This window comes from Cloacibacterium sp. DMC96, assembly GCF_056313765.1.
Map to the genome: position 1 here is coordinate 1,084,621 of NZ_JBQUZQ010000001.1, position 26,749 is coordinate 1,111,369.

At 31.8% G+C, this 26,749-nt stretch carries 32 protein-coding genes; 12 read left to right on the forward strand and 20 right to left on the reverse strand.

From position 1 onward, the window contains the following. The first annotated feature begins 70 nt into the window (after nt 1-70). From ACT53I_RS04795 to ACT53I_RS04810, 4 genes are all read left to right on the forward strand, one after another. Complete coding sequence (locus ACT53I_RS04795; RefSeq protein WP_476078691.1) at nt 71-1,030, forward strand: KpsF/GutQ family sugar-phosphate isomerase; 960 nt, start codon at nt 71-73, stop codon at nt 1,028-1,030. A 303-nt stretch (nt 1,031-1,333) separates the two neighbouring features. Further along, nucleotides 1,334-1,606 carry a YcxB family protein gene (locus ACT53I_RS04800; protein ID WP_476078692.1) on the forward strand — a complete coding sequence of 91 codons (273 nt, stop codon included), beginning with the start codon at nt 1,334-1,336 and terminating at the stop codon, nt 1,604-1,606. Nucleotides 1,607-1,624: 18 nt separating this feature from the next. Continuing rightward, a complete protein-coding gene (gene tatC, locus ACT53I_RS04805) occupies nt 1,625-2,455 on the forward strand; it encodes a twin-arginine translocase subunit TatC (protein WP_476078693.1) in 831 nt (276 codons plus the stop codon). Between the two features lie 16 nt (nt 2,456-2,471). Further along, entirely contained in the window at nt 2,472-3,824 is a 1,353-nt protein-coding gene (locus tag ACT53I_RS04810) for an MATE family efflux transporter (protein WP_476078694.1), read from the forward strand. Between the two features lie 49 nt (nt 3,825-3,873). Here the strand turns inward: ACT53I_RS04810 and ACT53I_RS04815 are convergent, their stop codons facing one another. The 6 genes from ACT53I_RS04815 to ACT53I_RS04840 all read right to left on the reverse strand — a co-directional run bounded on the left by ACT53I_RS04815 (nt 3,874) and on the right by ACT53I_RS04840 (nt 10,266). Next, the gene (locus ACT53I_RS04815) at nt 3,874-4,374 is read right to left on the reverse strand and encodes a hypothetical protein (RefSeq protein ID WP_476078695.1); all 501 of its coding nucleotides are present in this window, start codon (nt 4,372-4,374) and stop codon (nt 3,874-3,876) included. Between the two features lie 100 nt (nt 4,375-4,474). Next, entirely contained in the window at nt 4,475-6,613 is a 2,139-nt protein-coding gene (locus ACT53I_RS04820) for a TonB-dependent receptor plug domain-containing protein (protein WP_476079376.1), read from the reverse strand. 396 nt (nt 6,614-7,009) lie between these two features. Continuing rightward, nucleotides 7,010-7,822: a 3-deoxy-8-phosphooctulonate synthase gene (gene kdsA, locus ACT53I_RS04825; RefSeq protein ID WP_104793681.1), complete on the reverse strand. Its 813-nt coding sequence runs from the start codon at nt 7,820-7,822 to the stop codon at nt 7,010-7,012. A gap of 14 nt (nt 7,823-7,836) precedes the next feature. Beyond that, nucleotides 7,837-8,316 carry a PH domain-containing protein gene (locus tag ACT53I_RS04830; protein ID WP_476078696.1) on the reverse strand — a complete coding sequence of 160 codons (480 nt, stop codon included), beginning with the start codon at nt 8,314-8,316 and terminating at the stop codon, nt 7,837-7,839. Nucleotides 8,317-8,385: 69 nt separating this feature from the next. Continuing rightward, complete coding sequence (locus tag ACT53I_RS04835; protein ID WP_476078697.1) at nt 8,386-9,165, reverse strand: zinc ribbon domain-containing protein; 780 nt, start codon at nt 9,163-9,165, stop codon at nt 8,386-8,388. A 3-nt stretch (nt 9,166-9,168) separates the two neighbouring features. After that, nucleotides 9,169-10,266, reverse strand: coding sequence for a Nif3-like dinuclear metal center hexameric protein (locus tag ACT53I_RS04840; protein ID WP_476078698.1), 1,098 nt, complete (start codon nt 10,264-10,266; stop codon nt 9,169-9,171). 150 nt (nt 10,267-10,416) lie between these two features. On the opposite strand from ACT53I_RS04840, the gene ACT53I_RS04845 reads away from it, so the two are divergent. Beyond that, nucleotides 10,417-11,253: an ion transporter gene (locus ACT53I_RS04845; protein WP_476078699.1), complete on the forward strand. Its 837-nt coding sequence runs from the start codon at nt 10,417-10,419 to the stop codon at nt 11,251-11,253. Between the two features lie 5 nt (nt 11,254-11,258). On the opposite strand, the gene ACT53I_RS04850 is transcribed toward ACT53I_RS04845, so the two are convergent. The 5 genes from ACT53I_RS04850 to ACT53I_RS04870 all read right to left on the reverse strand — a co-directional run bounded on the left by ACT53I_RS04850 (nt 11,259) and on the right by ACT53I_RS04870 (nt 15,103). Then, a complete protein-coding gene (locus ACT53I_RS04850; protein ID WP_424306780.1) occupies nt 11,259-11,711 on the reverse strand; it encodes an RES family NAD+ phosphorylase in 453 nt (150 codons plus the stop codon). 13 nt (nt 11,712-11,724) lie between these two features. After that, nucleotides 11,725-12,204, reverse strand: a complete 480-nt coding sequence (parS, locus tag ACT53I_RS04855; RefSeq protein WP_213189248.1) for a type II RES/Xre toxin-antitoxin system antitoxin — start codon at nt 12,202-12,204, stop codon at nt 11,725-11,727. A gap of 139 nt (nt 12,205-12,343) precedes the next feature. After that, the gene (locus ACT53I_RS04860) at nt 12,344-13,351 is read right to left on the reverse strand and encodes a peptidylprolyl isomerase (RefSeq protein ID WP_476079377.1); all 1,008 of its coding nucleotides are present in this window, start codon (nt 13,349-13,351) and stop codon (nt 12,344-12,346) included. A gap of 78 nt (nt 13,352-13,429) precedes the next feature. Continuing rightward, on the reverse strand, nt 13,430-13,939 hold the full coding sequence (locus ACT53I_RS04865; RefSeq protein WP_476078700.1) for an FKBP-type peptidyl-prolyl cis-trans isomerase: 510 nt from the start codon (nt 13,937-13,939) through the stop codon (nt 13,430-13,432). A 90-nt stretch (nt 13,940-14,029) separates the two neighbouring features. After that, complete coding sequence (locus ACT53I_RS04870) at nt 14,030-15,103, reverse strand: branched-chain amino acid aminotransferase (protein WP_476078701.1); 1,074 nt, start codon at nt 15,101-15,103, stop codon at nt 14,030-14,032. Nucleotides 15,104-15,187: 84 nt separating this feature from the next. On the opposite strand from ACT53I_RS04870, the gene mnmC2 reads away from it, so the two are divergent. After that, on the forward strand, nt 15,188-15,871 hold the full coding sequence (gene mnmC2, locus ACT53I_RS04875; RefSeq protein ID WP_476079378.1) for a tRNA (5-methylaminomethyl-2-thiouridine)(34)-methyltransferase MnmC2: 684 nt from the start codon (nt 15,188-15,190) through the stop codon (nt 15,869-15,871). A 35-nt stretch (nt 15,872-15,906) separates the two neighbouring features. After that, on the forward strand, nt 15,907-16,323 hold the full coding sequence (locus tag ACT53I_RS04880) for an NUDIX hydrolase (protein WP_476078702.1): 417 nt from the start codon (nt 15,907-15,909) through the stop codon (nt 16,321-16,323). On the opposite strand, the gene ACT53I_RS04885 is transcribed toward ACT53I_RS04880, so the two are convergent. Together ACT53I_RS04885 and ACT53I_RS04890 are read right to left on the reverse strand one after the other, a co-directional pair. Beyond that, complete coding sequence (locus tag ACT53I_RS04885) at nt 16,315-17,106, reverse strand: S1/P1 nuclease (protein ID WP_476078703.1); 792 nt, start codon at nt 17,104-17,106, stop codon at nt 16,315-16,317. The two genes, ACT53I_RS04880 and ACT53I_RS04885, sit on opposite strands and share 9 nt — an antisense overlap. A 1-nt stretch (nt 17,107) precedes the next feature. Continuing rightward, entirely contained in the window at nt 17,108-17,818 is a 711-nt protein-coding gene (locus ACT53I_RS04890; protein ID WP_476078704.1) for a DUF4294 domain-containing protein, read from the reverse strand. 55 nt (nt 17,819-17,873) lie between these two features. Here ACT53I_RS04890 and ACT53I_RS04895 point away from each other — a divergent pair, with 55 nt between their 5' ends. From ACT53I_RS04895 to ACT53I_RS04910, 4 genes are all read left to right on the forward strand, one after another. Then, the gene (locus ACT53I_RS04895) at nt 17,874-18,950 is read left to right on the forward strand and encodes a M28 family peptidase (RefSeq protein WP_476078705.1); all 1,077 of its coding nucleotides are present in this window, start codon (nt 17,874-17,876) and stop codon (nt 18,948-18,950) included. Between the two features lie 103 nt (nt 18,951-19,053). Then, nucleotides 19,054-19,755: a CoA transferase subunit A gene (locus tag ACT53I_RS04900; RefSeq protein ID WP_213189257.1), complete on the forward strand. Its 702-nt coding sequence runs from the start codon at nt 19,054-19,056 to the stop codon at nt 19,753-19,755. A 35-nt stretch (nt 19,756-19,790) separates the two neighbouring features. Further along, nucleotides 19,791-20,144: a four helix bundle protein gene (locus tag ACT53I_RS04905; RefSeq protein ID WP_476079379.1), complete on the forward strand. Its 354-nt coding sequence runs from the start codon at nt 19,791-19,793 to the stop codon at nt 20,142-20,144. Nucleotides 20,145-20,192: 48 nt separating this feature from the next. Further along, nucleotides 20,193-20,849, forward strand: coding sequence for a 3-oxoacid CoA-transferase subunit B (locus tag ACT53I_RS04910; RefSeq protein ID WP_476078706.1), 657 nt, complete (start codon nt 20,193-20,195; stop codon nt 20,847-20,849). A 43-nt stretch (nt 20,850-20,892) separates the two neighbouring features. Here ACT53I_RS04910 and ACT53I_RS04915 read toward each other — a convergent pair whose 3' ends face one another. The 5 genes from ACT53I_RS04915 to ACT53I_RS04935 form a co-directional block, all read right to left on the reverse strand. Continuing rightward, nucleotides 20,893-21,156, reverse strand: a complete 264-nt coding sequence (locus ACT53I_RS04915) for a GNAT family N-acetyltransferase (RefSeq protein ID WP_476078707.1) — start codon at nt 21,154-21,156, stop codon at nt 20,893-20,895. 27 nt (nt 21,157-21,183) lie between these two features. After that, entirely contained in the window at nt 21,184-21,762 is a 579-nt protein-coding gene (locus ACT53I_RS04920; protein ID WP_104793699.1) for a Crp/Fnr family transcriptional regulator, read from the reverse strand. An 11-nt stretch (nt 21,763-21,773) separates the two neighbouring features. Continuing rightward, nucleotides 21,774-22,160, reverse strand: coding sequence for a bacillithiol system redox-active protein YtxJ (gene ytxJ, locus ACT53I_RS04925; RefSeq protein WP_374450583.1), 387 nt, complete (start codon nt 22,158-22,160; stop codon nt 21,774-21,776). Next, nucleotides 22,157-22,615, reverse strand: a complete 459-nt coding sequence (locus ACT53I_RS04930) for a DUF1569 domain-containing protein (protein ID WP_476078708.1) — start codon at nt 22,613-22,615, stop codon at nt 22,157-22,159. Before ACT53I_RS04930 ends, ytxJ begins: the two co-directional genes overlap by 4 nt. 63 nt (nt 22,616-22,678) lie before the next feature. Then, nucleotides 22,679-23,671 carry a pseudouridine synthase gene (locus tag ACT53I_RS04935; RefSeq protein WP_213189263.1) on the reverse strand — a complete coding sequence of 331 codons (993 nt, stop codon included), beginning with the start codon at nt 23,669-23,671 and terminating at the stop codon, nt 22,679-22,681. Between the two features lie 127 nt (nt 23,672-23,798). Here ACT53I_RS04935 and ACT53I_RS04940 point away from each other — a divergent pair, with 127 nt between their 5' ends. Further along, nucleotides 23,799-24,809 (forward strand): aldose epimerase family protein, encoded by a 1,011-nt coding sequence (locus ACT53I_RS04940; protein WP_476078709.1) that lies wholly within the window; start codon nt 23,799-23,801, stop codon nt 24,807-24,809. 33 nt (nt 24,810-24,842) lie between these two features. Here the strand turns inward: ACT53I_RS04940 and ACT53I_RS04945 are convergent, their stop codons facing one another. Together ACT53I_RS04945 and ACT53I_RS04950 are read right to left on the reverse strand one after the other, a co-directional pair. Continuing rightward, nucleotides 24,843-25,736 carry a UbiA family prenyltransferase gene (locus ACT53I_RS04945; protein WP_476078710.1) on the reverse strand — a complete coding sequence of 298 codons (894 nt, stop codon included), beginning with the start codon at nt 25,734-25,736 and terminating at the stop codon, nt 24,843-24,845. A gap of 70 nt (nt 25,737-25,806) precedes the next feature. After that, entirely contained in the window at nt 25,807-26,733 is a 927-nt protein-coding gene (locus tag ACT53I_RS04950) for a mevalonate kinase family protein (protein WP_476078711.1), read from the reverse strand. Nucleotides 26,734-26,749: the final 16 nt, after the last annotated feature.

Genomic DNA, 26,749 nt, shown 5'->3' on the forward strand with positions numbered 1-26,749 from the left:
AAATTTTTAAAAATTTAAAAAATCTTAATTTTTGTCTTTTGAAAAATAAATAAATCTAAGAAATTGCATTTTGGAAAAAATAGACATTGTTAGCCTCGCCAAAAACGCTATTGCAGTAGAAGTTACTGAGCTAGAATCGCTTAAAAACAGAATTGATGAACAGTTCGAAAAAGCGGTAAACATCATCAATAATTCTACAGGAAAACTGATTGTAGTAGGCATCGGTAAATCTGCACACGTAGGAAATAAAATTGTAGCAACTTTAAATTCTACAGGAACTCCTTCTCAGTTTTTACACGCTGCGGAAGCGATTCACGGAGATTTAGGCGTGATACAAAAAAATGACGTGGTGCTTTGCATCTCTAACTCTGGAAATTCGCCAGAAGTAGTGTATTTATTGCCATTTTTGAAAGATTATTCTTCGGCATTCATCGGGATGACAGGAAATTTAAAATCTAAATTGGCAGAAGCTTCTGATGTGGTTCTAGATTCTTCGGTAAAAGTGGAAGCTTGCCCTAATAAATTAGCGCCAACAAGTTCTACTACGGTTCAAATGGCAATTGGTGATGCTTTAGCAGTTTGTTTAATGGAACTCAATAATTTTAAAGACCAAGATTTTGCCAAGTTTCACCCAGGTGGAAGTTTAGGAAAAAACTTAACGGCAAGAGTAGAACAATTCGTTTCTGAGCAGAGACCTTTAGTTGAAGTAAATTCTAGCATAAAAGATGTAATTTTTTCAATTTCAAGCTCTAAGCATGGAATAACGGTGGTAACAGACGAAGAAAAAATAGTAGGCGTAATTACCGATGGAGATTTAAGAAGAATGCTTCTAAAAACTGAAAATCTTACCGGAATTTTAGCAAAAGATTTAATGTCTGCAAACCCAAAAACGGTTGACAAAAATGCACTTGCAAAAGAAGCGATGACCATTTTAAAACAAAATAATATCGGACAACTCATCGTTACAAAAAACGGTAATTATTTCGGAATTATAGATTTGCACAGATTGTTAGACGAAGGGATTAATTAAGAAGAAAATTTGATGGAGAAAATAGAATATTTCAGTTTTGAAAATCGCCTTAGCAAAGAAGATTACCTAAATTGGTTTCTCTTCAGCGCTAACCATAGCAAAACTACTATTAATGCAAGGAGAAAAAATAAAATAATCGTTTCTGTTATCTATTTTTCTTTATTGATTTTTTTATTCATCAATTACAAAGATCCTTATCTGTTTTTTTTGAATTTATTCATTTTTCTAGTTTTATTAGTCATCTATTTTTCTCTTGAAAAAAGAAAATATATAAAACATTATAAAAATTTTGTTGATGAAAAGTTGACTTCAAGAATAGGAATCCCTTTTTGGGCTGAATTTAAGGATGATAAATTGTTCGGAAAAGAAGGAAATAGCGAAAGTTCTATCGCTTTCAAAGATTTTTCTGAGATTAATGAGACAGAAAACTATATTTTTGTAAAAATTTTTGAAACCAACTGTATTATTTTACCCAAAAATATTGCAGAAATACAAAAAATTAAATCCAACTTAAAGTTCATTTCAAAAGAATACAACATCCCTTATCAGGAAGAACTCAATTGGAAGTTTAAATAACTCTGAACTAGAAAATTTATGGCAGAAGAGAAAGAAATGTCCTTTTTAGGACACATAGGTGAACTAAGATCGCATCTTATTCGTTGTATTATCGCAATTATTATTGGAGCTTTAATTGTAGGTTTCAATATTAACTGGATAATGGATCATGTGTTTTTTGCACCTACCAAAAATGATTTTATCACTTTTAGAGTGATCAATCATTATTCTCAGGAATTTTTTGGTCACGAGAGTTTCGTTTTGCCAGATACGTTTCAAGTTCAACAGAAAAAATTATTGCAACAGTTTGATGTAATGATGTCTGTTTCTATTTTCGGAGGAATGGTTTTGGCACTTCCTTATATTATTTGGGAATTGTGGAGATTCATCAGTCCAGCACTTCATCCTAAAGAAAGAAAAAATTCTTCTTTTGTGATTAATTTTGTGTGGATTCTTTTTATTATTGGTGCATTAGTAGGATATTTTCTTATTCTTCCATTGGCAATAAATTTCGGATTATTATTTACCATTTCAGATTCTATTACACAATTATTTGACTTGTCAGATTACACTACTCTATTTTTGCAAGTGGTTTTAGGAATGGGATTGGTTTTCTTATTTCCAGTAGTCGTTTATTTTTTGACAACGATAGGAATTTTGACACCTGTGTTTTTAAAAACGTACAGAAGACACGCGATTGTAGTTATTATGGTAGTTGCCGCAATTGTAACTCCGGCAGATGTTTTCAGTATGTTGGCTGCAGCATTTCCGCTTTTGGTTTTGTATGAATTCAGTGTTTTGATGAGCATTTATGTTTACAAAAAAATTCAAAAAGCAGAACAAAAAGAATTGGCCAAAAGAAACACTTAACTTTTAAACTTAAAAAATGAAATTTCTCAATAAACAGTTTACGCAAGAAACCTTAAAACTTGCGCTCCCAGTAATGCTTACACAAGTAGGGCAAGTTTCTGTAAACTTGTTTGATAACATTATTGTAGGGAAACTTCTTGGCGCAAAAGCATTGGCAGCAGTTTCTCTTGGAAACGCAATGTTTTTCTCAATTTTCATCTTCGGTTTGGGATTTTCACTGGCGATTCCGCCATTGGTTTCCGAAGCGCACTCGCAACATAATCACAACAGAATTAACAGCATTTTCCGACACGGATTTGTGGTGAATATAATTTTAGCTTTTGTTTTAATGCTTTTGATATTTGGAATCATTCCACTTATGCCTTATTTGAATCAGCCAAAAGAAATTTTACCCGATACCATTACTTTTCTTTCCATCGTAACCTTGAGTATCATTCCATTTATGATTTTTCAAACGATGAGAGAAGTTTCAGAAGGACTTTCTTTTACGATTGGGGTTACTAAAGCCACGATTTTCGCGAATGTTATTAATGTTATTCTCAATTATGTTTTTATAGAACACTTTAAAATGGGAGTTGCAGGTTCAGCTTGGGCTACTTTTATTGCAAGAGTTGCCATGATGGTTTTCTTATATTATGTGTTGATTAAAGAAGAAAAAACGAGAAGATATATCAAAGATTTTTCATTAAAAATAAAGGATTTCACCAAAGAAATGTTTGAAAAACTAATCAGATTGGGCTTTCCTACAGCATTACAATTGTTTTTTGAAGTAACGGCTTTTGCAGGAGCAGCTTTTATCTGCGGATTAATTTCTGCCAAAGACATTGCAGCACATCAAATTGCACTTTCTATGGCAAGTTTCACTTTTAATCTTTGTGTAGGATTCAGTGTAGCTTCTACGGTAATGATTGGAAGAAAACTAGGCGAAAAAGACTTTGTAAATCTAGAAAAAGTTGGTTTTAACAACCTGAAAATCGCTTTTATCTTTATGTTAATGTGCGGATTGATTTTTATTCTTGGAAAAGATGTTTTACCAACATTTTTCACCAAAAAAGAAGACATTGCTGTAGTAGAATTGGCATCTCAATTGATGATTATTGCGGCATTATTTCAATTATCAGACGGAATTCAAGTGACTGCGCTTGGTTGTCTCAGAGGAATACAAGATGTGAAAATTCCTTCAATTCTTACCTTTATCGCTTATTGGGTGATTACCATTCCATTAGGTTATTATCTTACGGTTCCTATGAAGATGGGCGCTTTCGGAATGTGGATAGCTCTGGGAATTGGACTTACCATTTCGGCGGTGCTTTTGGTGATAAGATTTAGAAATCTTTCTGAGAAAAGAATTAAAGCTCAATCCAACTAAAAATAAAAAAGTCTTGAAATTTTCAAGACTTTTATTTTTTATATAATTTTTAGAAAGTATATCTTAAACCGAAACTAAATCTTCCTGGCTCGAATCCTTTTTCTATTTGCATGGTATTATAAAAACCAGGGTCTTCTTGGTATAATCTTGGTCTCCAATCTGCAAAGAAACTAATAGGATAATCTACCAATTCAAATTCAGCTCCTGCAACACCTACAATATTAAATGCTTTAACTTTGTTAGGATGACCTCCTGTAATATAAGAGGGACCAGCTCCTACATAAATTGCAAGTCCGTCTGTCTGTTCGCTTACCGTATAAACAAACTGAGGAATAACTTGTAAAGCTGTAAATCCACCCCCATAATTTCCAGAAAATTCTATTCCCACAAACTGAAAAGGTTGATATTTTATAGAAACTCCAACCAAAGATTCACCAACACCTGTATCTACTTGTCCGCCAACTGCTATATCATACAATTGTGCTTTGGCAACTTGAGTTCCCAAGAAAATAAAAGACAAAAGACTTAAAACTTTAACTATTCTTCTCATTTATTAATTTTTACAGTTTCAAAAGTAATAATATTTTTAAAAAATTCTACAGTTTTTTTGATTTTCTTCTTTAAATAAAGTTCATTTTGAAGAAAAAGAATTAAAATTTGAAATTTAATTTCACATTAAAAAATCTACCCGTTAATCTTACCGGAACTGGATAAATATAACTTGAATTAACATCAGTAATCCATTGATTTGCAATTGTGTTATTGATATTGAATGCATTGAAAATCTGAACACCTAAAGATAATTCTTTGCATTTTCTCCAGAAATCACTTGTTGCTTTGTTGTCTTTTTGGTCAATGAAAACTTTCTCTAAACCAATGTCTACTCTTTTATACGAAGGTAAAGTTTTGGTGTATTCATAAGGGTCTGCAAATAATGAAGCACCATTTGGTAAACCGCTTGCAAATAATAACGTAAGATTAACTTTCATACTTGGGAATTTCGGCATGTAATCCTGATAAAACATGGAAAATCTAAATCTTTGGTCAGTTGGTCTTGCAATATAGCCTCTTCCATCAATGTTTTCTTTTGCTCTGGCATAACTTACAGAAATCCAAGAATCTACACCGGGAACAAATTCACCAAATAACCTGGTATCAACTCCATAAGCATAACCTTCGGAATTATTTTTTCCTGAATATCTAATTCTTACATTATCAATATAATACGGAATTAAATCATTCATTTTTTTATAATACAATTCTGTGGTCAATTTAAATGGTCTGTCAACCATTTTGAACTCATAATCATTTGCTAAAATAAGTTGAACGGATTTTTGAGCTTTAATATTTTCATTAAATGTTCCGTCTAAATCTTTGATTTCTTTGTAATAAGGCGCTTGATAATAAATTCCTCCCGAAATTCTGAAAAGCATATCTGCATCCCAATCTGGTTTTATCGCGAATTGTGCTCTTGGCGAAATTAAAGTCTCTTTGTTAAAACTCCATTGTTGCGCTCTTGCTCCACCGTTGATAAACACTCTGTTTTCTCCCCAATATAATTTTTTAGAAAACTGAGCGTAACCAGAAATTCTCGTAGGATTGATTTCGTTATTTCCAGAAATATTGTATTTCAATTTTAAATCAGAAGCATCTAAAACTCCAGGATTCAAATAAGTTCTCGGTGTGCTGTAACCCAAAGAATCTACCAATTGCCATTCATTCGTAAGATCTTTAAGCATTTCTTTCTCGAATTTTGCACCTACTTCTATATCAGTATTGGCATTTGGAGAAAATTTAAGTCTTAATTGACTTCCATACGTTCTTGCTAATAAATCATTTCTTGCATGATCTATTTGTCCGCCTGCATCATAACTAGAATTCGGGTCTCCTGTCACAGGATCAAAGGTTTGCAATAAATAACCTGAAGCAATGGTATAATATTCTCTTTCTCTGTTTTGGTAAGCAAAATTATCTAGCGTTACACTTAATTTTTTGCTTGGTTTATAAGTGATAGAAGCAGTTCCCATCATGTTTTTATAAGAATCATCTTCTTTTCCTTCATAACCTACCAATAATTTTATCGGTTGTTGCACGGTTCCAAAATCTACCTCTTTGTAATTTGGAATCATTTCATAGTCATTTTTCGACCAATATCCTAAAAATGAAACCGACCATTTATCATTGATGGAATAATTGATATACGATTGAAAATCAAAATATTGAGGATTAAAATCTGTATCTTCATTTAAGGTATTCAGAACCAAATTGGTATTTCTGTATCTTCCTGAGAATAAAGCAGATAATTTTTTATTCTTAGAAGCTAAACCTAAAGACAGTCTTCCGCCAATAAGACTTGCTTCGCCAGAGATTTCAGTTTTTGAAGGTTGTCTGTAATAAATATTAAGCGCAGAACTCATTTTATCACCATATTTCGCTTCGAAACCACCTGCAGAAAAGTTAATCATAGAAACCATATCTGGATTAATGATGCTCATTCCTTCTTGCAAAGAATTTCTCACTAAAAATGGTCTGTAAATCTCAATATCATTGATGTAAATTAAATTTTCATCATAATTACCACCTCTCACCATGTATTGCGATGACAATTCTGCATTAGAATTTACCGAAGGTAAAGACTTAATCAAACCTTCTACACCCCCAGAAAGCGAAGCTACAATCTGAGCTTGTTTTGCAGAAATTTCAAGAGAAGTAAGATCGGTATTCTTTGGTTTTCCTTTTCCACGGAAGGTAATTTCTTTAATTTCTTTGGTTTTAATGGAAAGCACCATCAAAACATTTAAGTTTTGGTATCTTAATTTAGGATTGATTTTCTTGGTAAAAGAAACATAAGATTCCTTTTCTGCCGTCAATACTTGTTCTGTTTCAGCTACAGGAATTTTAGCAAAACCTTGCGCATTTGTGGTAAAGTTTTGATTGTTATAAGTGACTTTTACATCAGAAACTGGACTTCCGTTATCGTCTAAAATTTTCAAATTAATTTGTGAAAAAATAAAGACTGGAAATGTAAGAACTAAGAATAATATGAGCTTTTTCAAAAGGTTATATTTTAAAGGATAAATTTATAAAATTTAATCAAATTGATAAAGAATTATTTCAATGGTAAATTTTAGTAATTTTTTGTGTTTTTCAAAAGAAAAAACCAAGCAAAAATGCTTGGTTCAATATTATAAAATCGCTTCTCTTACTCGAGTTAGTTTTCCTAATAAATCATCGAGCAGATCAAGTTTTAGCATATTCGCTCCGTCTGATTTTGCACAAGAAGGATCTGGATGTGTTTCGATGAAAATTCCGTCTGTTCCTACTGCAATTCCAGCTTTGGCAATGGTTTCTATCAATTCTGGTCTTCCTCCTGTTACTCCTGAATTTTGATTAGGCTGTTGAAGAGAGTGCGTAACGTCTAAAATGACTGGCGCATAATGTTGCATGGTAGGAATTCCTCTGAAATCTACCACCAAATCTGTATATCCGAAAGAATTTCCTCTCTCAATAATCGCTACTTTATCATTTCCTGAATCTAATACTTTTTGTACCGCAAATTTCATAGATTCTGGTGAAAGAAATTGTCCTTTTTTCAAAGTTACGGCTTTCCCAGTTTTTGCTGCAGCTACTACCAAGTCTGTCTGACGAACCAAAAACGCGGGAATTTGCAAAACATCTACTCCATAAGAAGCCGCGAGTTCTGCATGAGCGTTTTCGTGAATATCTGTAGTGGTAGGAATATTAAAATGTTCTCCTACTTTTTTGATGATTTCTAAAGCTTTTTCGTCGCCAATTCCTGTGAAACTGTCTACTCTACTTCTATTTGCTTTTTTAAAACTTCCTTTGAAAATGTAAGGAATCTTATATTTATCTGAAAGTTTTACAATTTTTTCGGCAATTTCAAATGCCATTTCTTCGCCTTCAATAGCGCAAGGACCAGCAATTAAGAAGAAATTTTTAGAATCTTTGTGATGAATTTTATCAAGTAATTGTATCATTATAACTTTAAATTTTAGATTTTAGATTTTAGGTTTGTGATTTGTTGAATAAAATCTTCTGTATTTTCTGGTGAAAACATATAGATTTTCCCGGATTTCATGGTAATTTTTACTTTTTTATAAATATTGGTTACGTACCAAACATCATTTCCATTAAAATAGCCAAAATAACCAAAAACGCCTCCTGCTCCAAATGTTCTGATGTTTAATCCCAACTTTTCTACTTTTTCAATTTGACCAATATCTTGAATAGAAATTTTAAAGTTAACAAAAGAATTTTTTACATGGATTGAATTTTCACTCAAACTGATTTTGGGAATCATAAAATAAGTAAAAATAAAAGCTCCTGAAAGAATGCTGCCCACTAAAATTAATGGGAATTTAGACTCTTCTGTTTCGAACATGAAAATCACCATTCCAATAGAGAAGAAAATGTATAAAATGGTGTAAAATAACGTCCATTTATCCATTTTGGCATTCGCAAATTCTTTCATATCATTAGCTTTAGACAAAAATAAAAAATTCCGCTCAAAAAGAACGGAATTTATATTGATTTAACATTTTTAGAATTTAATGATAGAAGCCATTTTTTCGTTCTCTTCCATTACCAACTCATCGTCTACCAAGATTTTACCAGAATGCTCATCGATGATAATTTTCTTACGTTGAGCGATTTCCATTTGTTTCTGTGGCGGAATGGTAAAGAATGAACCTTTTGGCGCACCTCTTTCTAGACCTACTACTGCTAATCCGTTTCCAGAATTATTTCTGATTCTTTTGTAAGAAGCTAATAATCTTTCGTCTATTTTTTCTGCAAATTCTTTAGATTTTTCTAATAGATAATCTTCTTCTTTTTGCGTTTCAGCAATTAAAGTATCTAATTCGTTTTTCTTAAAACCTAGATGGTTTTCTAGTTCTGTAATCTTAGCTTTCAACTCATCTAAAAGTTCATTTTTGTGAGCGATTTTTGCAGTAAATTCTTTGATTTTCTTTTCAGCCAACTGAACTTCTAAATCCTGAAATTCTATTTCTTTAGCAAGCGCTTCGAATTCTTTATTATTTCTTACGTTGTCTTGTTGAGATTTATATTTCTCCATCAAAGATTTAGAATGATTAATAACTTCTTTTTTGTTATTAATGTCATCATTTAAGTCTTTAATTTCGTTTTCGAATTTTTGTGCTCTCTTGTTAAGACCTTCGATTTCGATTTCTAAATCTTCTACCTCAATTGGTAATTCACCTCTTGTATTGCGGATTTCGTCTAATCTAGAGTCTATGATTTGTAAATCATAAAGAGCTCTTAATTTTTCTTCTACTGAAATTTCTACAGTTTTTTTTGCCATATCTTAAAAGAAATAATTTACAGGGTTGGTTTTTTCTGTGGATTTTGAGAATGCAAATGTAGGAAATTTTTCCGACAAAATCTCAACTAATTGCTCAGTAACAAATTGTTCTGACTCGAAATGTCCTATATCACAGATTAACATTTGGTTTTCACTTTGGAAAAAATCGTGGTATTTTACATCTCCCGTTAAGTAAGCATCACATCCAGAAGCTTTTGCTGCCGAAATTCCACTGGCTCCACTTCCACCTAAAACGCCTACTTTTTTGATTTTTTTATTCAAAAACTCAGAATGACGAATCACTTCTAAATTGAATTTATCTTTCACGAATTTTAAGAAATCTTTTTCTTCCATTTCTTGTTCTAATTCGCCGTATCGTCCTAATCCAACATATTGATTATCATTCTCTAAAGCGTAAAGTTGATACGCCACTTCTTCATAAGGATGTGCAGATTTCATAGCTGATAAAATCTGATTCTTTTTGAAACCTTCAAAAATCACAGAAATCATTTCTTCATCAGCATTTTCTCTCACATTATAAGTTCCCAAAAATGGATTAGAACCTTCAATCGGTCTGAACGTTCCATTTCCTTTCACCGAAAAACTGCATTCATCATAGAAACCAATATTTCCTGCACCAGCTTCAAATAAAGCATTTTTCACCTTCTCTGAATAATCAGACGGAACATAAACTACCAATTGCAGAAGATTTTCTGACTTTGGCATCAGAATTTTTTGATTTTTCAAGCCTAATTCATTGCAGATTCTATAATTCACGCCGAAATAATCATTATCAAACGCTGTGTGAATCGCATAAATCGCAATTTTATTTTCGATGGCTTTTAGAACTGCGCGTTCTACATAATTTTTTCCTGTAATTGATTTTAGCCCAGAAAAGATAATTGGGTGAAACGTTACAATCACGTTACAATTCTTCGCAATAGCTTCATCTACAACGTTTTCTAGCGCATCATGACAAACCAAAACTCCCGAAACTTCACGAGTTGGTTTACCACAAAGCAAACCTACATTATCAAAATCCTCAGCTTGTTTCAGCGAAAATAGTTTATCTAATTCTGAAGTAAATTCTTTTAAAATCATTTTCAAATAATATTTCTGAAAAATTAAGTCATACAAAAATACAATTTCATTCTTAGTTTTATCTTCTTGAAATCTAAATATTTCTCTTATTTTTGACAATAGGAAGCTGTCACTTGATTAAACGTCACAAAAACACTTAATTTTCTAAAAATGCAAAAAAGAGAACATAATTTAATTGCTGAAGATACTCCTTGGAAAAAGAAAATTTTCAGGATTATCTATTTTTCTGATACTCCATCAGGAAAAATTTTTGACTTATTGCTTCTTTTGATGATTATCTTGAGTACTTTCATTGTGATGATGGAAAGTGTTCAAAAAGTAGATGAACATTATCATTCTCTTTTGGTAAGCTTAGAATGGCTCATTACCATTGCATTTACGATAGAATATATTCTGAGAATTTCTGTGGTTAAAAACAAGAAAGATTATATTTTCAGTTTTTTAGGCATTATAGATTTTTTATCACTTCTTCCGTTTTTCTTGAGCTTATTTTTCCCATTTACCAAGTTTCTTTCTATCATTAGACTCTTGAGAATGTTAAGGATTTTTAGAGTGCTCAATTTATTAGATTACATGAATGACGGCCAATACATTGTTCAAGCACTAAAAAACAGCTCTAGAAAAATTTATATTTTCCTTCTTTTCATAATGATTTTAGTAACCATTATTGGTTCACTGATGTTTGTTATAGAAAACGGAAATAACGGATTTGTAGATATTCCTACGTCTATTTATTGGGCAGTTGTAACCATTACTACAGTGGGTTATGGTGACATTTCTCCAGTTACTCCTTTAGGAAAATTTTTATCCGTCATTTTAATGTTATGCGGTTATAGCATCATTGCGGTTCCTACAGGAATTGTAACCTCTGAAATGAGAAAAAAAATGGCCAAAACTAGACTTTGCGACAGATGTGGAAATAGTGAAAATGATGAAGATGCAAGATATTGCAAGACTTGTGGCGAAAAACTTATGGAATTAAAATAAACTTATCATCTTCTAAATAGCCTTTCATCAAAACTAAAACTTTCTATTTTCAAAATTTTAATTTGATTAAAATTTTTATGTCTCGGATTCACCAAATAATTAAATTCACCTTGAACTGTCGCAGAAGGAACTTTCAGTACCAAAAATTTCTGCTCTTTCAGAAATTTATCTCCTAACATTTGAGTAGAATTAGAGTGCGGAAATGTTTGCCAATCTTTTGGTAATCTTTTCAATTCTAAAAAATCTTCATCAGGAATTTCAATATGTACCAATTGATAATCTTTTGGTAAAATTCCAAGCGGAACGTGAACTGCAATTTCTGTAACACAAAGCGCAATGCTTTGTGAGGTATAAAGCATAGCATTTCCTCTACTATTCCATCTTCCACCAACCAATTCAGCTCCTTTTCCAGATAAATCATTGGCAAATTGTGCTTTTGAAAGTCTAAAAACAATCATTTCTGTATCTATCTTATGCTAAAACACCATGCTCAATTCTAACTAATTCATCCATTAATAAATTTATGCCAAAAGAATTTTTAAGTAAATCCCTTGGTATAATGTTTCCTAGAGCAAGGTTTTCTGTTTCTAGCCAAGTAGAAAAATTCTCTCTACTGCCAAAAACTTCTTCTCCTTTACTGTGTAAAATTTCAATTTGCATAATACGCTCTGATTGCAAAGCATCAAACGTTTTTGATTCTTTTTGGTAGCGAGATAAGGTTTTATTAGAAATATGTAAAAACTCCGCCCAATTTTGGAGTGTAAAACTGTATTTTTTTATAATATTTTCAAAAGCAGTAAAAGAAATACCTTTATTAATAGAATCTATAATAGCAAAGACGCTTCTATCATCAATAGAAGTAAAACCTACTGAAGTACCATAAAAAGCGGTGGTTTCTTGCACAAGTTGCACTTCTTTTTCTTCTTGTGTATAAAGTTTATTCTTTTTCATCTCATAAATATTTACACAAATATAAGACTTTTGTCTAAAATAAAAAGACTTTTGTCTATTTTTTTTCAATAATAGTTAAAAAAGAAAATAAAAAAACGCGCTATTTAGCGCGTTTTTCTTAAATATATTGGAAGTAATATTATTTTACTTTCACCAATTCTACATCGAAGATTAACCAAGCATTTGGTGGAATTACACCTCCTGCTCCTCTTGTTCCGTAACCTAATTCAGATGGAATCAATAAAGTAGCCGCTTCTCCTTCTTTTAGAAGTTGGATTCCTTCATCCCAACCTTTGATTACTTGACCAACTCCGATTGGAATCTCAATTGGTTCACCTCTTTTGAAAGAATTATCAAATTCTTGTCCGTTTGTTAATTTACCAGCGTAGTGTACAGAAACCATGTCTCCAGCTTTTGGAGCTTTACCTTCTGGATTAGATTTTGTGATTTTATACATTAAACCAGAAGCTGTGGTAGTCATTCCAGCTTTTAAATCTTCTAATTTTTTAGCAGCTTCTGCTTCTTGTTTAGCGATGTAAGCTTTGTTGTTTTCTTGAATTTTTGCTTTCCCTTCGTTGAAGATTTTAGCAGCATCGTATTTTTCGTAAGCATCACCTTTAGTGAAAACAGTCACTTTTACAATTTTAATTTCTTCTTTTGGTCTATCTTGAGCACCAGTTTCAGAATTAGCAATCGCATCAATTACATCTTCTCCTTTAATTACTTTACCAAAAATAGTATGTCTTCCGTCTAACCAAGGCGTAGGAACTTCTGTGATAAAAAACTGAGAACCATTTGTGTTAGGTCCAGAATTTGCCATAGAAAGATAACCTTTTCCTTCGTGTTTTAGGTTGTTTTTCTCATCATCAAACTTATAACCAGGATCTCCCATTCCTGTTCCTTGAGGATCACCTCCTTGAATCATAAAATTTTTAATCACTCTGTGGAAAACAATTCCATCATAATAAGGAACTCCTTTTGCTTTCGCTTTATTTTCAATAGTTCCTTGTGCAAGACCTACAAAATTAGCTACTGTAACAGGCGCATCTTGATCAAAAAATTGGATAATCAATTCACCTTTAGAAGTTTCCATTTTAGCGTAAACACCGTCTTGAAGACCGTTGTAAAAATCTTTGTCTATATTCATTTTTTTATAAATTGGAGTACAATTAATTAAAGTAATAATTGCAATAGTTAATAAAAGTATTTTTTTCATTTTATGGATTTACAAAATTTTAATTTTAATGATTAAAGGCATGTCATTTGGAATTTTTTCATCATCGCCATAAGTTCCAAAAGCCAGAACGGAAGGTACTAAAAGTGTAGCTTGTTCCCCTTTTTTCATATAACGTACCGCATCTTCTACTGCTTTTAGCTCTTCAAATTTCCCTAATGGAGCATCTATGTTTTGATTAGGCTTTTCATATAATTTTTCTTGGTTAAAATCATATAAATCATATTCATACGAAACCAATTCACCATCTTTTTTCTTAATTCTAGATTCAGAATCACTAATGTCCGTCCAATAATTCAGTCCTGTAGAATAGAATTTTTTGTCTTGCTGGTTTATCCAATCTTGAATTTGTTTTCTTTCTAATAAATTGAGATTTTTCGCTCTATTTTTAGACACATTTAAGTCTTCTTGAGATAAAACGCCGCCAACTGGAGGATGAGCTGGTGAATTTTTAACACAAGACAAAAGTGATAATATTGAAACGAAAACTACCTTTTTCATATAGACTGCGAAAATACTAATTACTCAATAAATAACAACGAAAAAACCGAGAAAAGATTTCCTCGGTTTAAAATATTTAAAGTCTTATTTCTAAGCAGTTTCTAAAATATGCTTTTCTACTTTTACCCTCCATCCAAAAGGATCTTCAGCTTTATTGGTTTGAATATCTACCAATGCTTTTTTAAGAGTTAAAGCAAAACTTTCTTCTTCTGAAAGTTCTGGTAAAATTAATTTTTGGTCTTTGTAACCAATCGCTTTGAAAACGCTAGTTACTACAGCAGTTCCTACTCCCCAAACTTCAATTAACTCACCTTTTGAATGTGCTTCTAGAACTTTAGCAACTTCTACTGGCTCTACTTTTACGTCAATGCCTTTGTGTTTTGCTAATTGAAGGAAACTATCTCTAGTAACTCCATCTAGAATTTTTTCAGAAGTTGGCGGTGTATAAATTGTATCGTTTATTCTTACAAAAACGTTCATTGTACCACTTTCTTCAAAATATTTGTGAGTAGCATCATCTGTCCAGATGATTTGCTCATAACCTTCTTCTGCAGCTAATTTTGTTGGATAAAATGAAGCAGCGTAATTTCCTGCAGCTTTAGCAGAACCTACACCACCACTTGCAGCTCTAGAATAAAAATCAGAAATCTTAACAGAAACTGGCTCTGTGTAATAACTTTGAACTGGAGTTGCAACTATCGCAAACATATATTTATTAGCAATTCTTGCTTTTAGAGCTTCTTCCGTTGCAAAAATTAAAGGTCTAATATAAAGAGCCTTACCTTCTCCATAAGGAATCCAATTTCTATCCATATCTACTAATGCTTTAAGACCACCGATAAACATTTCTTCAGTGATTTCTGGCATTGCAAGACGCTTTGCTGACTTATTAATTCTTTCGAAATTTTTCTCAGGACGAAAAAGATACACTTCACCATCTTTATCTTTATAAGCCTTCATTCCTTCAAAACAAGCTTGCCCATAATTTACACCCATCATTGCTGGTGTAAAAGGTAGCGGACCATATGGCATAAGCCTGACTTCACCCCATTTTCCATTTTCGTACTCACATACAATCATATGATCAATAAATGCTGTACCAAATCCAATATTTTCTGGGTCAAATTCCCCAATTCTTGAGTTTGAAGTTTTTTGAATTATCATTTTAAAAATTTTAATTGAGTTTCTACAAATTTAATATAATTTTTTAAATATCAAAATTTTAATTTATTTTTGACAAAAAATACTTTGAAAAGAGAAATAAAAACCACATTAGACGGAAGCAAAACATTGTATATCAATGATTTAAACGAACACTACCATTCTCATAACGGAGCCATCCAAGAAGCAGAACATGTATTTATAAAAAATGGATTAAAAAATGTTTATGATTACGAAATCAACATTTTAGAGATGGGATTTGGCACAGGTCTTAATGCTTTAGTCACAATTAATGAATATTTGAAAAATGATAAAAATCATGTTTTTCACTATTTCACATTCGAAAAATATCCCGTAAATAATGAAGAAATCGTAGAATTGAACTATGCAAAGCATTTTACATTCGAAAATGCGGAAGAAATTTATCAAAAAATCCATGAATTAGAATGGAATAAAACACATGAAATTTTGCCAAACTTCTTCTTTATTAAATACAATTTGGACTTTTTCAAGATAAAAGAGATAAATTTACCTGCAATTAATTTAGTGTATTATGATTGTTTTGGTGCAAAAGTTCAACCAGATTTATGGGAAAAACCGCTATTTGAAATCGTAAAAAGCAAAATGAAAGAAGGTGGACTACTCACTACTTATTCTTCAAAAGGAAGCGTAAGAAGAATTCTGAAGGAACTTAATTTCGAAGTTACTAAATTAGAAGGCCCAAAAGGAAAACGCGAAATGATTAATGCGGTTTTAAAAGAACCAAGTTAAAAGTAAAAAAGAGCCAATCAAATAAAAAACAAAACATGATAGATAAAATTAACATAAGAGTTTACGCCATTTACATTAATGAAAATCAAGAAATAATGGCTCTAGATGAAGGTTATGCCGGACAAAAACTAATCAAATTACCTGGTGGCGGTTTAGAATTTGGCGAAGGAACCTTAGAATGCCTTCACAGAGAATTTGCAGAAGAACTTAACTTGAAAATAAATATTGTAGAACATTTTTATACGCAAGAAGATTTTTTGGTTTCTAGATTTAGAGAAAACGAGCAATTGCTTACTATATATTACAAGGTAGATATTTTAAACTTAGATGAATTGCAAATTTTAGATGAAAGCATAGAAAAAATAAAATGGATTTCCTTACATGAAGAAAACCCATTAGAATTGCCTATTGATCAAATCGTATTTCAGAAACTGAAGGAAAAATTATTGTAAGATTTCGTCTAAAACTTTAGCCAATCTCAATCCACCTGCTAATAATTGCTCTTCTAACAATCCTGAAAATTTATAATTATAATCATAACTGTAAACGCCATTTGGTTTAGTCTGCGTATAGATTCTATTGGCTTTCGTGTAACTTTCATATAACCAATTTTCAAGAGTTCCACTTTGTATTTGTTGGATTTCCTCTTTAGATTTATAATCTAGCACTTTAGCAAACTCTTTATATGAATATCTTTGATAATCTACCAATTTAGTATCCCATAAACTGTGTAAATTCGTTTGGTCTCTATTGAAAGTTAATTGGATTAAATTCCCTCCTAAATCTTCCGCTCTTCCCACGTGCATTGGTTGATGTAAATCTCCCATTAAATGAACCAAAAACTTAAGCGCTACAACTTTTTCGTCTTTTGATGAATTTTTGTTAGCGATAATTTCTTTTTGCTTAATAATTTGATTGTAAAGGTTAGGAGTATTAATTTCTTTTAGAGATTTCTCAAATTCTATAAAATTCTGGTTGGGTTTCACATTCACATAATGCCAAACTTCTGTTTCTTTATAGGTATTCAGCGTATCAGATTTCACGAAATCTGGCCAGTTGGCAATATACGCTAGATTTTGTTTTCCAATAATCTTTTTAAGCTTACGCTTAGATTTATTTGAAATGTGATTTTCTGCAATTTCTGCAATGGTTCTATGCCCAATAATTCCCCATGAGTAAGCTTCTGCTGAATATAAAATGCTTACCGTAAATAATAGTTTGAATAAAAATTTCATGTTATTTTTTTGTTTTAAAATCTCTGTATCCTTCATAAGGCTGCAAATATCCTAAATTCCAATTAGAATACAAAAGAGATTCTACAAAAGCATCTTGTCTATTAGCATGCGGATCATAAGGTTCTTTAATGTCTACATCTGCAATATTTCCTTTTACATTCCACCAAAAAGCACTCCAGTTTCCACGTAATTCTTTTATGATTTCGTACACAGTTTTTCCTGTAGCTCGGTGCATTAATTTGGCAAAAATCCTACCTTCTGTAGTCGTCAAATCCCTTAATTGGGTTTCATATTGATTCGCGAGCCCTTCTTGTCTTTTTCTGATGTAAGCTCTTTTTCTATCATCATCTATTTTAGAAAGTTCATCTTGAATATCTCTATATTGCTCTAGAGCGGTAATGAAATAGGGATAAACTCTATTCAATTTTTTATTGAGAAAATAATAGAAATTACGGTCAAGTTGATTATTAAAATGCGGTCTCTGCATGAGAAGCAACTCATCCATCACCACTACTTTTTCTCCGTTAATTTCGTAAATTCTAGCTTTTTGCTTTTCGTCGTAATAAAAAATATTCCCAAAATCATCTTTTTGAAGTTTTTCTTTTGGAACATCTTTTAGTGCCTTCAATTCTATTTTTATAGTATCTTGTTGAGCCTGAAATGATAAGCTAAACAACAAAAGAAATATGATGAAAATGTTCTGAAATTTCATTATTTTTACCTGAGTTAAAATTTAATTTTAAGTATCACAAAAATCGTTCCTTTATATGAAATTTGAAAATAAATCTTTAAAATTTTTAGAAAAATATTTGAACACTGCTTCACCAACTGGTTTTGAACAGAACGGACAGAAAATTTGGGCAGATTATATCAAGCCTTATGTAGACGAAATAAGAGTAGACCACTATGGAACTTGTTACGGAATCATCAATCCAGAAGCGGAATTCAAAGTAGTGATAGAAGCTCATGCCGACGAAATTTCTTGGTACGTAAATTACATTTCTGATGATGGAATGATTTACGTAATTAGAAACGGAGGTTCAGACCAAATGATTGCTCCTTCTAAAACGGTACATATTCACGGAGAAAAAGGCATTATAAAAGGTGTTTTCGGTTGGCCTGCTATTCATACCAGAAGCGCAAATCCTCATGAACCAATTCCGAAAATTGAAAATATTTTCATCGATTGCGGTTGTACATCTAAAGAAGAAGTAGAAAATTTAGGAATTTATGTAGGTTGCATGATTACTTATCCAGATGAATTTTTTGAACTCAACGACCGTTATTTCGTTTGTAGAGCGCTAGACAACAGAATGGGCGGATTTATGATTGCCGAAGTAGCTAGACTTTTAAAAGAAAACAAAAAGAAATTACCTTTCGGTTTATATATTACCAATTCGGTACAAGAAGAAGTTGGTTTATATGGAGCAACGATGATTGCACAGACTATAAAACCAAATATCGCTATCGTCACAGACGTTACTCATGATACCACTACTCCACATATCGAGAAGAAAAAAGAAGGTCACATGAAATGTGGAGACGGACCTGTAATTGCGTATGCTCCTTCTGTTCATCACATCATCAGAGATTTAATAACAGATACCGCTAAGAAAAAGAAAATTACTTTCCAGAGAAACGCTTTGAGCAGAGCAACAGGAACTGATACAGATTCTTTTGCATTTTCTAACGGAGGTGTTCCTTCTGCACTGATTTCTTTACCATTAAGATACATGCACACTACCGTAGAAATGGTAGCCAAAGAAGATGTTGCCAATGTTATTAAACTCATTTATGAGACTTTGCTTCAAATAAAACCAAACATGAGTTTAAAATATTTTTAACCAAAATTTATGATAACATCACGCTTTCAAGGGATTAGAACTTGGAAGCGTTTTTTATTTTAGATTTCAAAAAATTTGTATTTTAGAGCAAACGAAAAATCTAATGATTAATAAAACAGTAAAAAACGTAACAGAAGCTTGTGCTGATATTCAAGACGGCGCTACCATTATGCTCGGTGGTTTCGGTTTATGCGGAATTCCTGAAAATTCTATCGCCGAACTCGTAAAAAAAGGAGTAAAAAACCTTACTTGTATTTCTAACAATGCTGGTGTAGATGATTTCGGGTTGGGTTTACTTTTACAAAAAAAACAAATCAAAAAAATGATTTCTTCTTATGTAGGCGAAAACGCTGAATTTGAGCGTCAATTACTTTCTGGAGAATTAGAAGTTGAGTTGATTCCTCAAGGAACTTTGGCAACTCGCTGTATGGCTGCAGGTTACGGAATGCCCGCAATTTTCACTCCAGCTGGTGTAGGAACCGAAGTTGCCGAAGGAAAAGAAGTGAGAAATTTTAATGGAAAAGATTATTTGTTAGAATATGCTTTTGACGCAGATTTCGCGATTGTAAAAGCTTGGAAAGGTGATACTGCAGGAAATCTCATTTATCGTTCTACCGCTAGAAATTTTAATCCAATGATGGCTATGGCTGGAAAAATTACCATAGCAGAAGTGGAAGAATTGGTAGAAGCTGGAGAACTAGATCCAGACCAAATTCACACTCCAGGAATTTATGTTCATAGAATTTTCCAAGGTGAAAATTATGAAAAGCGCATTGAACAGAGAACTGTTCGTTCTAAAATTTGAAAATTTGAAAATGAGTTAATTTGAAAATTTTAATTATGAGAAACGATAAACAAAATATAATTGTTGAAAAATCTTTTGATTTTGCATTAGATATTATTGAGTTTTCTGAAATGATAACAGAAAAGAAAAAATTTTCATTAGCTGACCAAATTTTCAGAGCTGGGACTTCTATTGGTGCAAATATAAGAGAAGTGCAAAACGCAGAGAGCAAAAATGATTTTATCCACAAAATGAAAATTGCAGCAAAAGAAGCAGATGAAACTGAATATTGGCTTCAATTGTGTGAAAAATCAATTTATTTACCAACCCCAAATGAAAAACTTTATCAAGATTTAAAATCATTAATTTATATTTTGTCAAAAATAATTTCCACAAGTAAAGGAGCGTAATTAATCATTTTCAAATTTTAAAATGTTCAAATTTTCAAATTATTTATCATGGCTTTAACAAAAGAACAAATTGCAATGAGAATTGCAAGAGAAATAAAAAACAACACGTATGTAAATTTAGGAATTGGTATTCCTACATTGGTAGCGAATTACATTCCAGAAGGTTTTAATGTAGTGCTACAATCTGAAAACGGAATTCTGGGAATGGGACCATTTCCTTTCGAAGGCGATGAAGATGCAGATCTAATTAATGCAGGAAAACAAACCGTTACCTTATTAAAAGGTGCATCTATTTTTGATGGCGCAACAAGTTTTGGAATGATTAGAGCTCAAAAAGTAGACTTAACGATTCTTGGCGCAATGGAAGTTTCTGAAAATGGAGACATTGCCAATTGGAAAATTCCTGGAAAAATGGTAAAAGGAATGGGCGGCGCAATGGATTTAGTTGCTTCGGCGAAAAATATCATCGTAGCCATGCAACAAGTCAATAAACATGGCGAAAGCAAACTTTTACCAGAATGTACTTTGCCTTTAACTGGAGTGAAATGTATTAAAAAAATTGTTACAGAATTAGGCGTTTACGAAGTAAAAGATGGCGCATTTCATTGCTTAGAAAGAGCTCCTGGAGTTTCTGTAGACGATATTAAAAAAGCAACTGCTGGAAAATTAATTATAGACGAAAATGTTCTTGAAATGGTTTTCTAAAAATAACCAAAAATTAAAGGAACTTCAGTTGAAGTTCCTTTTTTTATTCTAAAATATCTGAGTAATTATCCTTTTTCAATACATGCGAAGCAAGGGAACAAAGTGGTTTCACTTTTAGGTTTTTATGCTTTGCATATTCTACAGCAGTTTTCACTAATTCTGTGGCAATTCCCTTACCAGAATGTTTTTTATCTACTTCAGTATGAGTAATTTTCATCACTCCATTTACAATATTAAAATCGATATGCCCGATTTTATGCCCTTCTTCAGAGACTTCGAATCCTTTGACCAATTTACTAAATTCCATTTGTGTTTTTTTGATAAATATAGAAAATTATTTTTTCCGTACCAATTCTTTTCTCACACGGCTCAAACTTTCTGGGGTAATTCCTAAATAAGACGCCACCATCCATTGTGGAACTCTTTCAAAAATATTAGGATAAGTTTTCAAAAAATCTACATATCTTTCTTCTGCAGTGGCTCCCAATAATTGGGTAATCCTTCTCTGCAGACTGCTTACATGTTTGTGCAAAAGAACATTCTGTTTCGCAATAACTGATGGTTGATTTTCAGCTAAAAAATCAAAATATTCTGGCGAAAGCACCAAAACTTCTGAAGGTTCTACCGCATCTATGTAATAATCTGAAGGTTGATTAAGATAAAGACTACTTCGGTCTACTAAAATCCAGTTTTCTGGAGCAAAATGCAAGATATGTTCTTTACCATTTTTATCAATACTGTACATTCTTAGTAAACCTTTATTCACAAAAAATGTATCATTACATACTTCGCCGGGTTGTAAGAAAAACTCGCCTTTTTGCACATTTTTAACTTTGATTTTCTCACTACAAAACTGTACGATTTCTATAGGAGCATCAAGTAATCTAGAAATTTGAAATTGAAAATTTTCCAATTGTTTTGTTTTTATAATGCTAAGATAAGACTTAAATCAATATTATCATGTGAAGCATGATGAATAACTTGACCGTTTTCTATGACTACAATTTGTGGACTCTGATGAACCACCGAAAATATTTGGGCAATTTGATTAGAAATATCTCTATGATTTAATAAATCTAAATAATAAAATTTTGGCAAGTCAACAGATTCTGACTCTATTTGTCTTTCAAAATTTCTAAGAACCGTTTTGCTAATCATGCATCTGGTAGAATGTTTGAAAATCACTACTTTTCCTAGTTCTGAGGCTTGTATTGCAACTTCCAAATCTTCTGAAGACTCTATTTCGTTCCAAAACTCTTTCAGAGAAGAACCATTAGAATTTCCGCCAAATATATTGTTAAAAATACTCATACATTAAATTGTTTTAAATGATGATGAAGATGTTTATACTCTAAAAATCCCCAGTCAAATTTCGTCATTTTCCCGAATAATTGGTGAGTTTTGGGCAAATTATTTTGTGATGCATTCCAAACATATTCATCTAAAGTTGTTAATAAATATTTTTTACTTTCTAGAAAATCACAGGTTTCATTTACTATCACTTCTTGGAAGGTAGGCATATTATGCGGAATTCCGTTATTGAAAATTTTGAGTTCGTACTTGGTTGTTACTCCAATAAGCCGAATTAGAAAATGAGGATGTCTTAGTTGTAAATTTTTATTGGGAACTTCTAGAATTTTAGCACAATGCACCATCATTTGTGAGACATTCATACTTCCCCATTTTCTAGGAGAATTCTCATGTAGAAGATGTATTCTATTGATGATTTCGTTTACGTGTGAAAGATTGTGTAAAGATTTTCTCATTTTTTTTTAACGCAAAACAATAAAAAAGAGCGTTATAAAACGCTCTATAATTTCTTTATTTTCTTACAACATTTTTAGGTTGTTGACTTCTAAATCTGTAAGAATTCGCCAGTAGCCTCTTTTTACATTTTTCTTAGTAAGTCCTGCAAACATTACCCTGTCTAGCGCTTCTACTTCGTAGCCCATTTTCTGGAAAATTCTACGAACTACTCTATTCCATCCGATGTGGATTTCTATTCCCACCTCATTTTTAGGTTTTCCATCGATGTAAGAAATCGCATCTACTTCTGCTACACCTTCTTCTAATCTAATTCCGTCTGCAATAGCTTGCATATCCTCTTTAGAGATTTTTCTATCAAGCGTTACGTGATAGATTTTTTTCATGTTAAATGATGGATGTGTCAATTTTTTAGTCATGTGTCCATCATTCGTCAATAGAATAACTCCAGTAGTACTTCTGTCTAATCTTCCAACAGGAAATAAACGATATGGCGAAGCATTTGCTACTAAATCCATTACGGTTTTGCGCATTTTTTCGTCCTTAGTTGTAGAAATATAACCTTTTGGTTTATTTAGCAAAACATACACTGGTTTTTCTGGTGTAATTCCTTGTCCATCAAAAACTACTCTATCTGTTTTCTGTACTTGGTAACCTAATTCTGAAATTACTTTACCATTAACTTCTACCAAACCTTGAGTAATTAATTCATCTGCTTCTCTTCTGCTACAAATTCCAGAATTCGCAATGTATTTATTTAAACGAATGGTTTCTTTGTTCTCAGACTTTGCTAATTTTTCTAAACGTCTTTTTTGAACGAAAGATTTTGCTTTGTCTTCGTCTTTTTCGAATTTTTTGAAAGGCTTTTTGCTTAACTTCAGATCACCTTTTACATATTTCTCTCTAGAATCAAAAGTTTTCTCGCCACCTCTTTTCGGGGTGTCAGTTCCTCTGGTTCTCTTTGGTTTATCAAATGAAGGTTTTGAGCTTTTAGGTGAGGAAGGTCTCCTCTCAGAATTTCTATTGTTACTTTTCCCTGAATTTCTTTCTCTGCTCATAAATAATAAATTTTTGCAAAGGTACAAAAATAAGTTTTAACATTTTTGCCTTAAATCAATATGATTTTTCACCAAAAAAAAGAATTTAATCAAACTAATACTTAATTTTGAAATCTTAAAAATATCTATGCATTCTAAAAATAATGTAATTATTACACCAGTCAAAAATAATATATCACTATACAAAATTACCAATAAAAATGGTATAGAAATAAATCTCACTAATTATGGTGCAACACTACTTTCGCTCTATGTTCCTACCAAAAATGGTAAAATAGACGTCGTTTTAGGGTTTCATTCGGTTGATGAATATATTAAAGCTTTCGAAATAGGTGCTTCTCCATATTTTAATTCAGTGGTCGGAAGATTTGCAGGAAGAATTAAAAACGCTCAATTTCAACTGAACGGAAAAACAATTCAATTAGACCAAAATCATGGGAAACACCATTTACACGGTGGAAAACACCAATTAAGTAACGTCGCTTGGAATTTTGAAAACTACAACGAAGAAACCAATACACTTACTTTTTCTTATTTCAGTAAAGCCAACGAATTTTACCCTGGAGATGTTACCATAGAAGTAGCTTATACTTTAACTGATGAAAACGAATTAAATATAAAATATAAAGCAACTACTACAGAAGATACTCTTCTAAACCTTACCAATCACGCTTATTTTAACCTTGATGGAATTTCTGGAAATACTCTTGACCAAAAATTACAAATCAATGCTGAAAAATTCTTAGAATTAGACGCAGAAAACATTCCTACAGGAAATTTTATTCCTATGGAAAACCACGCTTTTGATTTCAGAAGTTCTAAAAATGTAGTGGCTGGAATAGACCATTGTTTTGTTTTAAAGAACAATACAGAACCTGCAGCTATTTTAGAAAGTGTGAAAAATGGTTTAACCATGAAGGTTTACACAGACCAACCTGCGGTACAGATTTATGTAGGCGGAAAAACTTCTGATGAACTTCAAAATAAAGAATCGGTAAAATATCACACAGAAAGCGGAATTTGTTTTGAAACTCAAGTCTTTCCAGATGCTCCTAATCACGAAGATTTCCCGAATGCTATTTTAAGAAAAGGCGAAACATATCATCAGAACACTACTTTCCAATTTATAATTTCATAAATCTATTTGGGAAATTCAGACATTTAATAAAGATTAAAATCTCTCAAAAATCCCGTTGATCAACATAAAAATTACGCCAATAAAAACCCAAATTCTAAAGAAATTGATTACCCAAAATAATTTAGATTTTTGATACGTTAGAATAGGAAAACTCATTATAACAAAGAAAATGATGCTTAATGAGAAATAGCCCAACATATAATTGGTTTTTGGAATTAAGAAAAGCAACAAAATAGACACCAAAATATTTGCAAAAATCACAAACCCGATGACAATATAACTCACTTTTTTTCCGAAAACGTTGGCAATTGTATTATAGCCAAAAACTCTATCTACATTTCTGGTCAATACATCTTTAATCAAGTCAATGGTCAACATAATTAAAAATAAAAACGCTGCCATTAAAAATAATTTGTACGAGAAATGCTTGTAATACACCAATAATCCAAAAAATGGATATAATGTTAAACTCACAAAAGTAAGATTATTAATAATAAGCATTTTGCTCAATTTATGACTGTAAAACCAAATGATAAATTGATAAATCAAGAAAAAAATAAAAATCCTCCAAGAAAGAACCGCAGAAATACCTAATGAAAAAATATTGAGAATAACATAACTGTACAGAAAATATTTTTCCTTTAAGAAGCTTTGCAATTTGCTTCTAAATGGCTTTTCTACTTCGTCTTTTTCTTTGTCATAAAAACGATTGATTATTCCGCCAGCTGCAATACTCAGCATTGCGCAGAGAATAATTCCGTGAACTTTATAATCGAAAACAAATTTTCTGAGACTTTCTTCTTGGTTAAAAAGAAAAAAGGTAGAAACGTACAACGTAAATGTAAACAATGCCAATACGAAAATCCTTGCTCCTAAAAGCAAACTCACCAATTGAGATAAACGATGAAGAATGGGATTGTTACTCATTAGATTTGAGATTTTAGATGTCAGATTTCAGAGAAAAAATTTGAAAATTTCAGACTTCTTTATAAAAATCTTAAAATCTATAAATCACTTCTTTGTTGAAGCCTTCTAGCATTTTATCCGCTTTTTCGTAATCTTTAGCGAAACCAAGAATATAACCGCCGCCTCCACTTCCGCAGAGTTTCAAGTAATAAGCATTGGTATCAAGACCTTTTTTCCAAGCGTTATAAATATTTTTAGGAATCATCGGTTTAAAATGTACATAAGCCCATTTAGAAAGGTCTTTCAAGTGTTTGAAAAACGGCGTCATTTCTTTGTTCAAGAAAGTATCAATACAAGCATTATTGTACTTAATGAATTCTTCTTTCAAAGTTTTTCTGAAACCTTCATTTTTCAATTTTTCGAAGAAAATTTGAACCATCGGTCCAGTTTCTCCTACAGAACCAGAATCTATTAAGAAAATTGCACCTTTTCCAGCTTCTTCTTTTGGAATAGAAACTTTGTCTACACTTTCTTTGTTTTCAATGAGAATCGGAAGGTTCATGTAACAAATCAATGGGTCAATTCCCGAAGATTTACCATGAAAATAAGACTCTAATTCTCCGAAAACTTTTTTCAAATCTTTTAATTGATTTTTAGAAATTTCTTCCGGATTGTATTTAATGAAAGAATATTTTTCGAAAATAGCTGCTACTAAAGCTCCAGAACTTCCTACTCCATAACCTTGCGGAATATTAGAATCAAAAAATAATCCTTTTTTGATATCTTTTTTGAAGGCTTCTACATTAATTTTAAAAGCTTCAGGAAGACTTAATTCAGATAAATATTGAGCGTATTTAGATAGAGATTCATTTGATTTTTTCTCGAAATCAGATTGATTTTCAGAGAATTTAAGCGTGCCTTTGTAGAAACTGTACGGTAAGGTTAATCCTTGAGAATCTTCTATGATTCCGTACTCTCCGAAAAGCAATATTTTAGCGTAAAATAACGGGTTCGTCATTAATCTATTCTATGTT

Excerpts from the sequence above, each read along its gene's own strand:
- tatC (WP_476078693.1), top strand. The coding sequence starts at position 1,625 with ATGGCAGAAGAGAAAGAAATGTCCTTTTTAGGACACATAGGTGAACTA.
- ACT53I_RS04810 (WP_476078694.1), top strand. The coding sequence starts at position 2,472 with ATGAAATTTCTCAATAAACAGTTTACGCAAGAAACCTTAAAACTTGCG.
- ACT53I_RS04815 (WP_476078695.1), bottom strand. The coding sequence starts at position 4,374 with ATGAGAAGAATAGTTAAAGTTTTAAGTCTTTTGTCTTTTATTTTCTTG.
- ACT53I_RS04820 (WP_476079376.1), bottom strand. The coding sequence starts at position 6,613 with ATGGTGCTTTCCATTAAAACCAAAGAAATTAAAGAAATTACCTTCCGT.
- kdsA (WP_104793681.1), bottom strand. The coding sequence starts at position 7,822 with ATGATACAATTACTTGATAAAATTCATCACAAAGATTCTAAAAATTTC.
- ACT53I_RS04830 (WP_476078696.1), bottom strand. The coding sequence starts at position 8,316 with ATGAAAGAATTTGCGAATGCCAAAATGGATAAATGGACGTTATTTTAC.
- ACT53I_RS04835 (WP_476078697.1), bottom strand. The coding sequence starts at position 9,165 with ATGGCAAAAAAAACTGTAGAAATTTCAGTAGAAGAAAAATTAAGAGCT.
- ACT53I_RS04840 (WP_476078698.1), bottom strand. The coding sequence starts at position 10,266 with ATGATTTTAAAAGAATTTACTTCAGAATTAGATAAACTATTTTCGCTG.
- ACT53I_RS04845 (WP_476078699.1), top strand. The coding sequence starts at position 10,417 with ATGCAAAAAAGAGAACATAATTTAATTGCTGAAGATACTCCTTGGAAA.
- ACT53I_RS04850 (WP_424306780.1), bottom strand. The coding sequence starts at position 11,711 with ATGATTGTTTTTAGACTTTCAAAAGCACAATTTGCCAATGATTTATCT.
- parS (WP_213189248.1), bottom strand. The coding sequence starts at position 12,204 with ATGAAAAAGAATAAACTTTATACACAAGAAGAAAAAGAAGTGCAACTT.
- ACT53I_RS04860 (WP_476079377.1), bottom strand. The coding sequence starts at position 13,351 with ATGAATATAGACAAAGATTTTTACAACGGTCTTCAAGACGGTGTTTAC.
- ACT53I_RS04865 (WP_476078700.1), bottom strand. The coding sequence starts at position 13,939 with ATGAAAAAGGTAGTTTTCGTTTCAATATTATCACTTTTGTCTTGTGTT.
- ACT53I_RS04870 (WP_476078701.1), bottom strand. The coding sequence starts at position 15,103 with ATGATAATTCAAAAAACTTCAAACTCAAGAATTGGGGAATTTGACCCA.
- ACT53I_RS04880 (WP_476078702.1), top strand. The coding sequence starts at position 15,907 with ATGATAGATAAAATTAACATAAGAGTTTACGCCATTTACATTAATGAA.
- ACT53I_RS04885 (WP_476078703.1), bottom strand. The coding sequence starts at position 17,106 with ATGAAATTTTTATTCAAACTATTATTTACGGTAAGCATTTTATATTCA.
- ACT53I_RS04890 (WP_476078704.1), bottom strand. The coding sequence starts at position 17,818 with ATGAAATTTCAGAACATTTTCATCATATTTCTTTTGTTGTTTAGCTTA.
- ACT53I_RS04895 (WP_476078705.1), top strand. The coding sequence starts at position 17,874 with ATGAAATTTGAAAATAAATCTTTAAAATTTTTAGAAAAATATTTGAAC.
- ACT53I_RS04900 (WP_213189257.1), top strand. The coding sequence starts at position 19,054 with ATGATTAATAAAACAGTAAAAAACGTAACAGAAGCTTGTGCTGATATT.
- ACT53I_RS04905 (WP_476079379.1), top strand. The coding sequence starts at position 19,791 with ATGAGAAACGATAAACAAAATATAATTGTTGAAAAATCTTTTGATTTT.
- ACT53I_RS04910 (WP_476078706.1), top strand. The coding sequence starts at position 20,193 with ATGGCTTTAACAAAAGAACAAATTGCAATGAGAATTGCAAGAGAAATA.
- ACT53I_RS04915 (WP_476078707.1), bottom strand. The coding sequence starts at position 21,156 with ATGGAATTTAGTAAATTGGTCAAAGGATTCGAAGTCTCTGAAGAAGGG.
- ytxJ (WP_374450583.1), bottom strand. The coding sequence starts at position 22,160 with ATGAGTATTTTTAACAATATATTTGGCGGAAATTCTAATGGTTCTTCT.
- ACT53I_RS04930 (WP_476078708.1), bottom strand. The coding sequence starts at position 22,615 with ATGAGAAAATCTTTACACAATCTTTCACACGTAAACGAAATCATCAAT.
- ACT53I_RS04935 (WP_213189263.1), bottom strand. The coding sequence starts at position 23,671 with ATGAGCAGAGAAAGAAATTCAGGGAAAAGTAACAATAGAAATTCTGAG.
- ACT53I_RS04940 (WP_476078709.1), top strand. The coding sequence starts at position 23,799 with ATGCATTCTAAAAATAATGTAATTATTACACCAGTCAAAAATAATATA.
- ACT53I_RS04945 (WP_476078710.1), bottom strand. The coding sequence starts at position 25,736 with ATGAGTAACAATCCCATTCTTCATCGTTTATCTCAATTGGTGAGTTTG.
- ACT53I_RS04950 (WP_476078711.1), bottom strand. The coding sequence starts at position 26,733 with ATGACGAACCCGTTATTTTACGCTAAAATATTGCTTTTCGGAGAGTAC.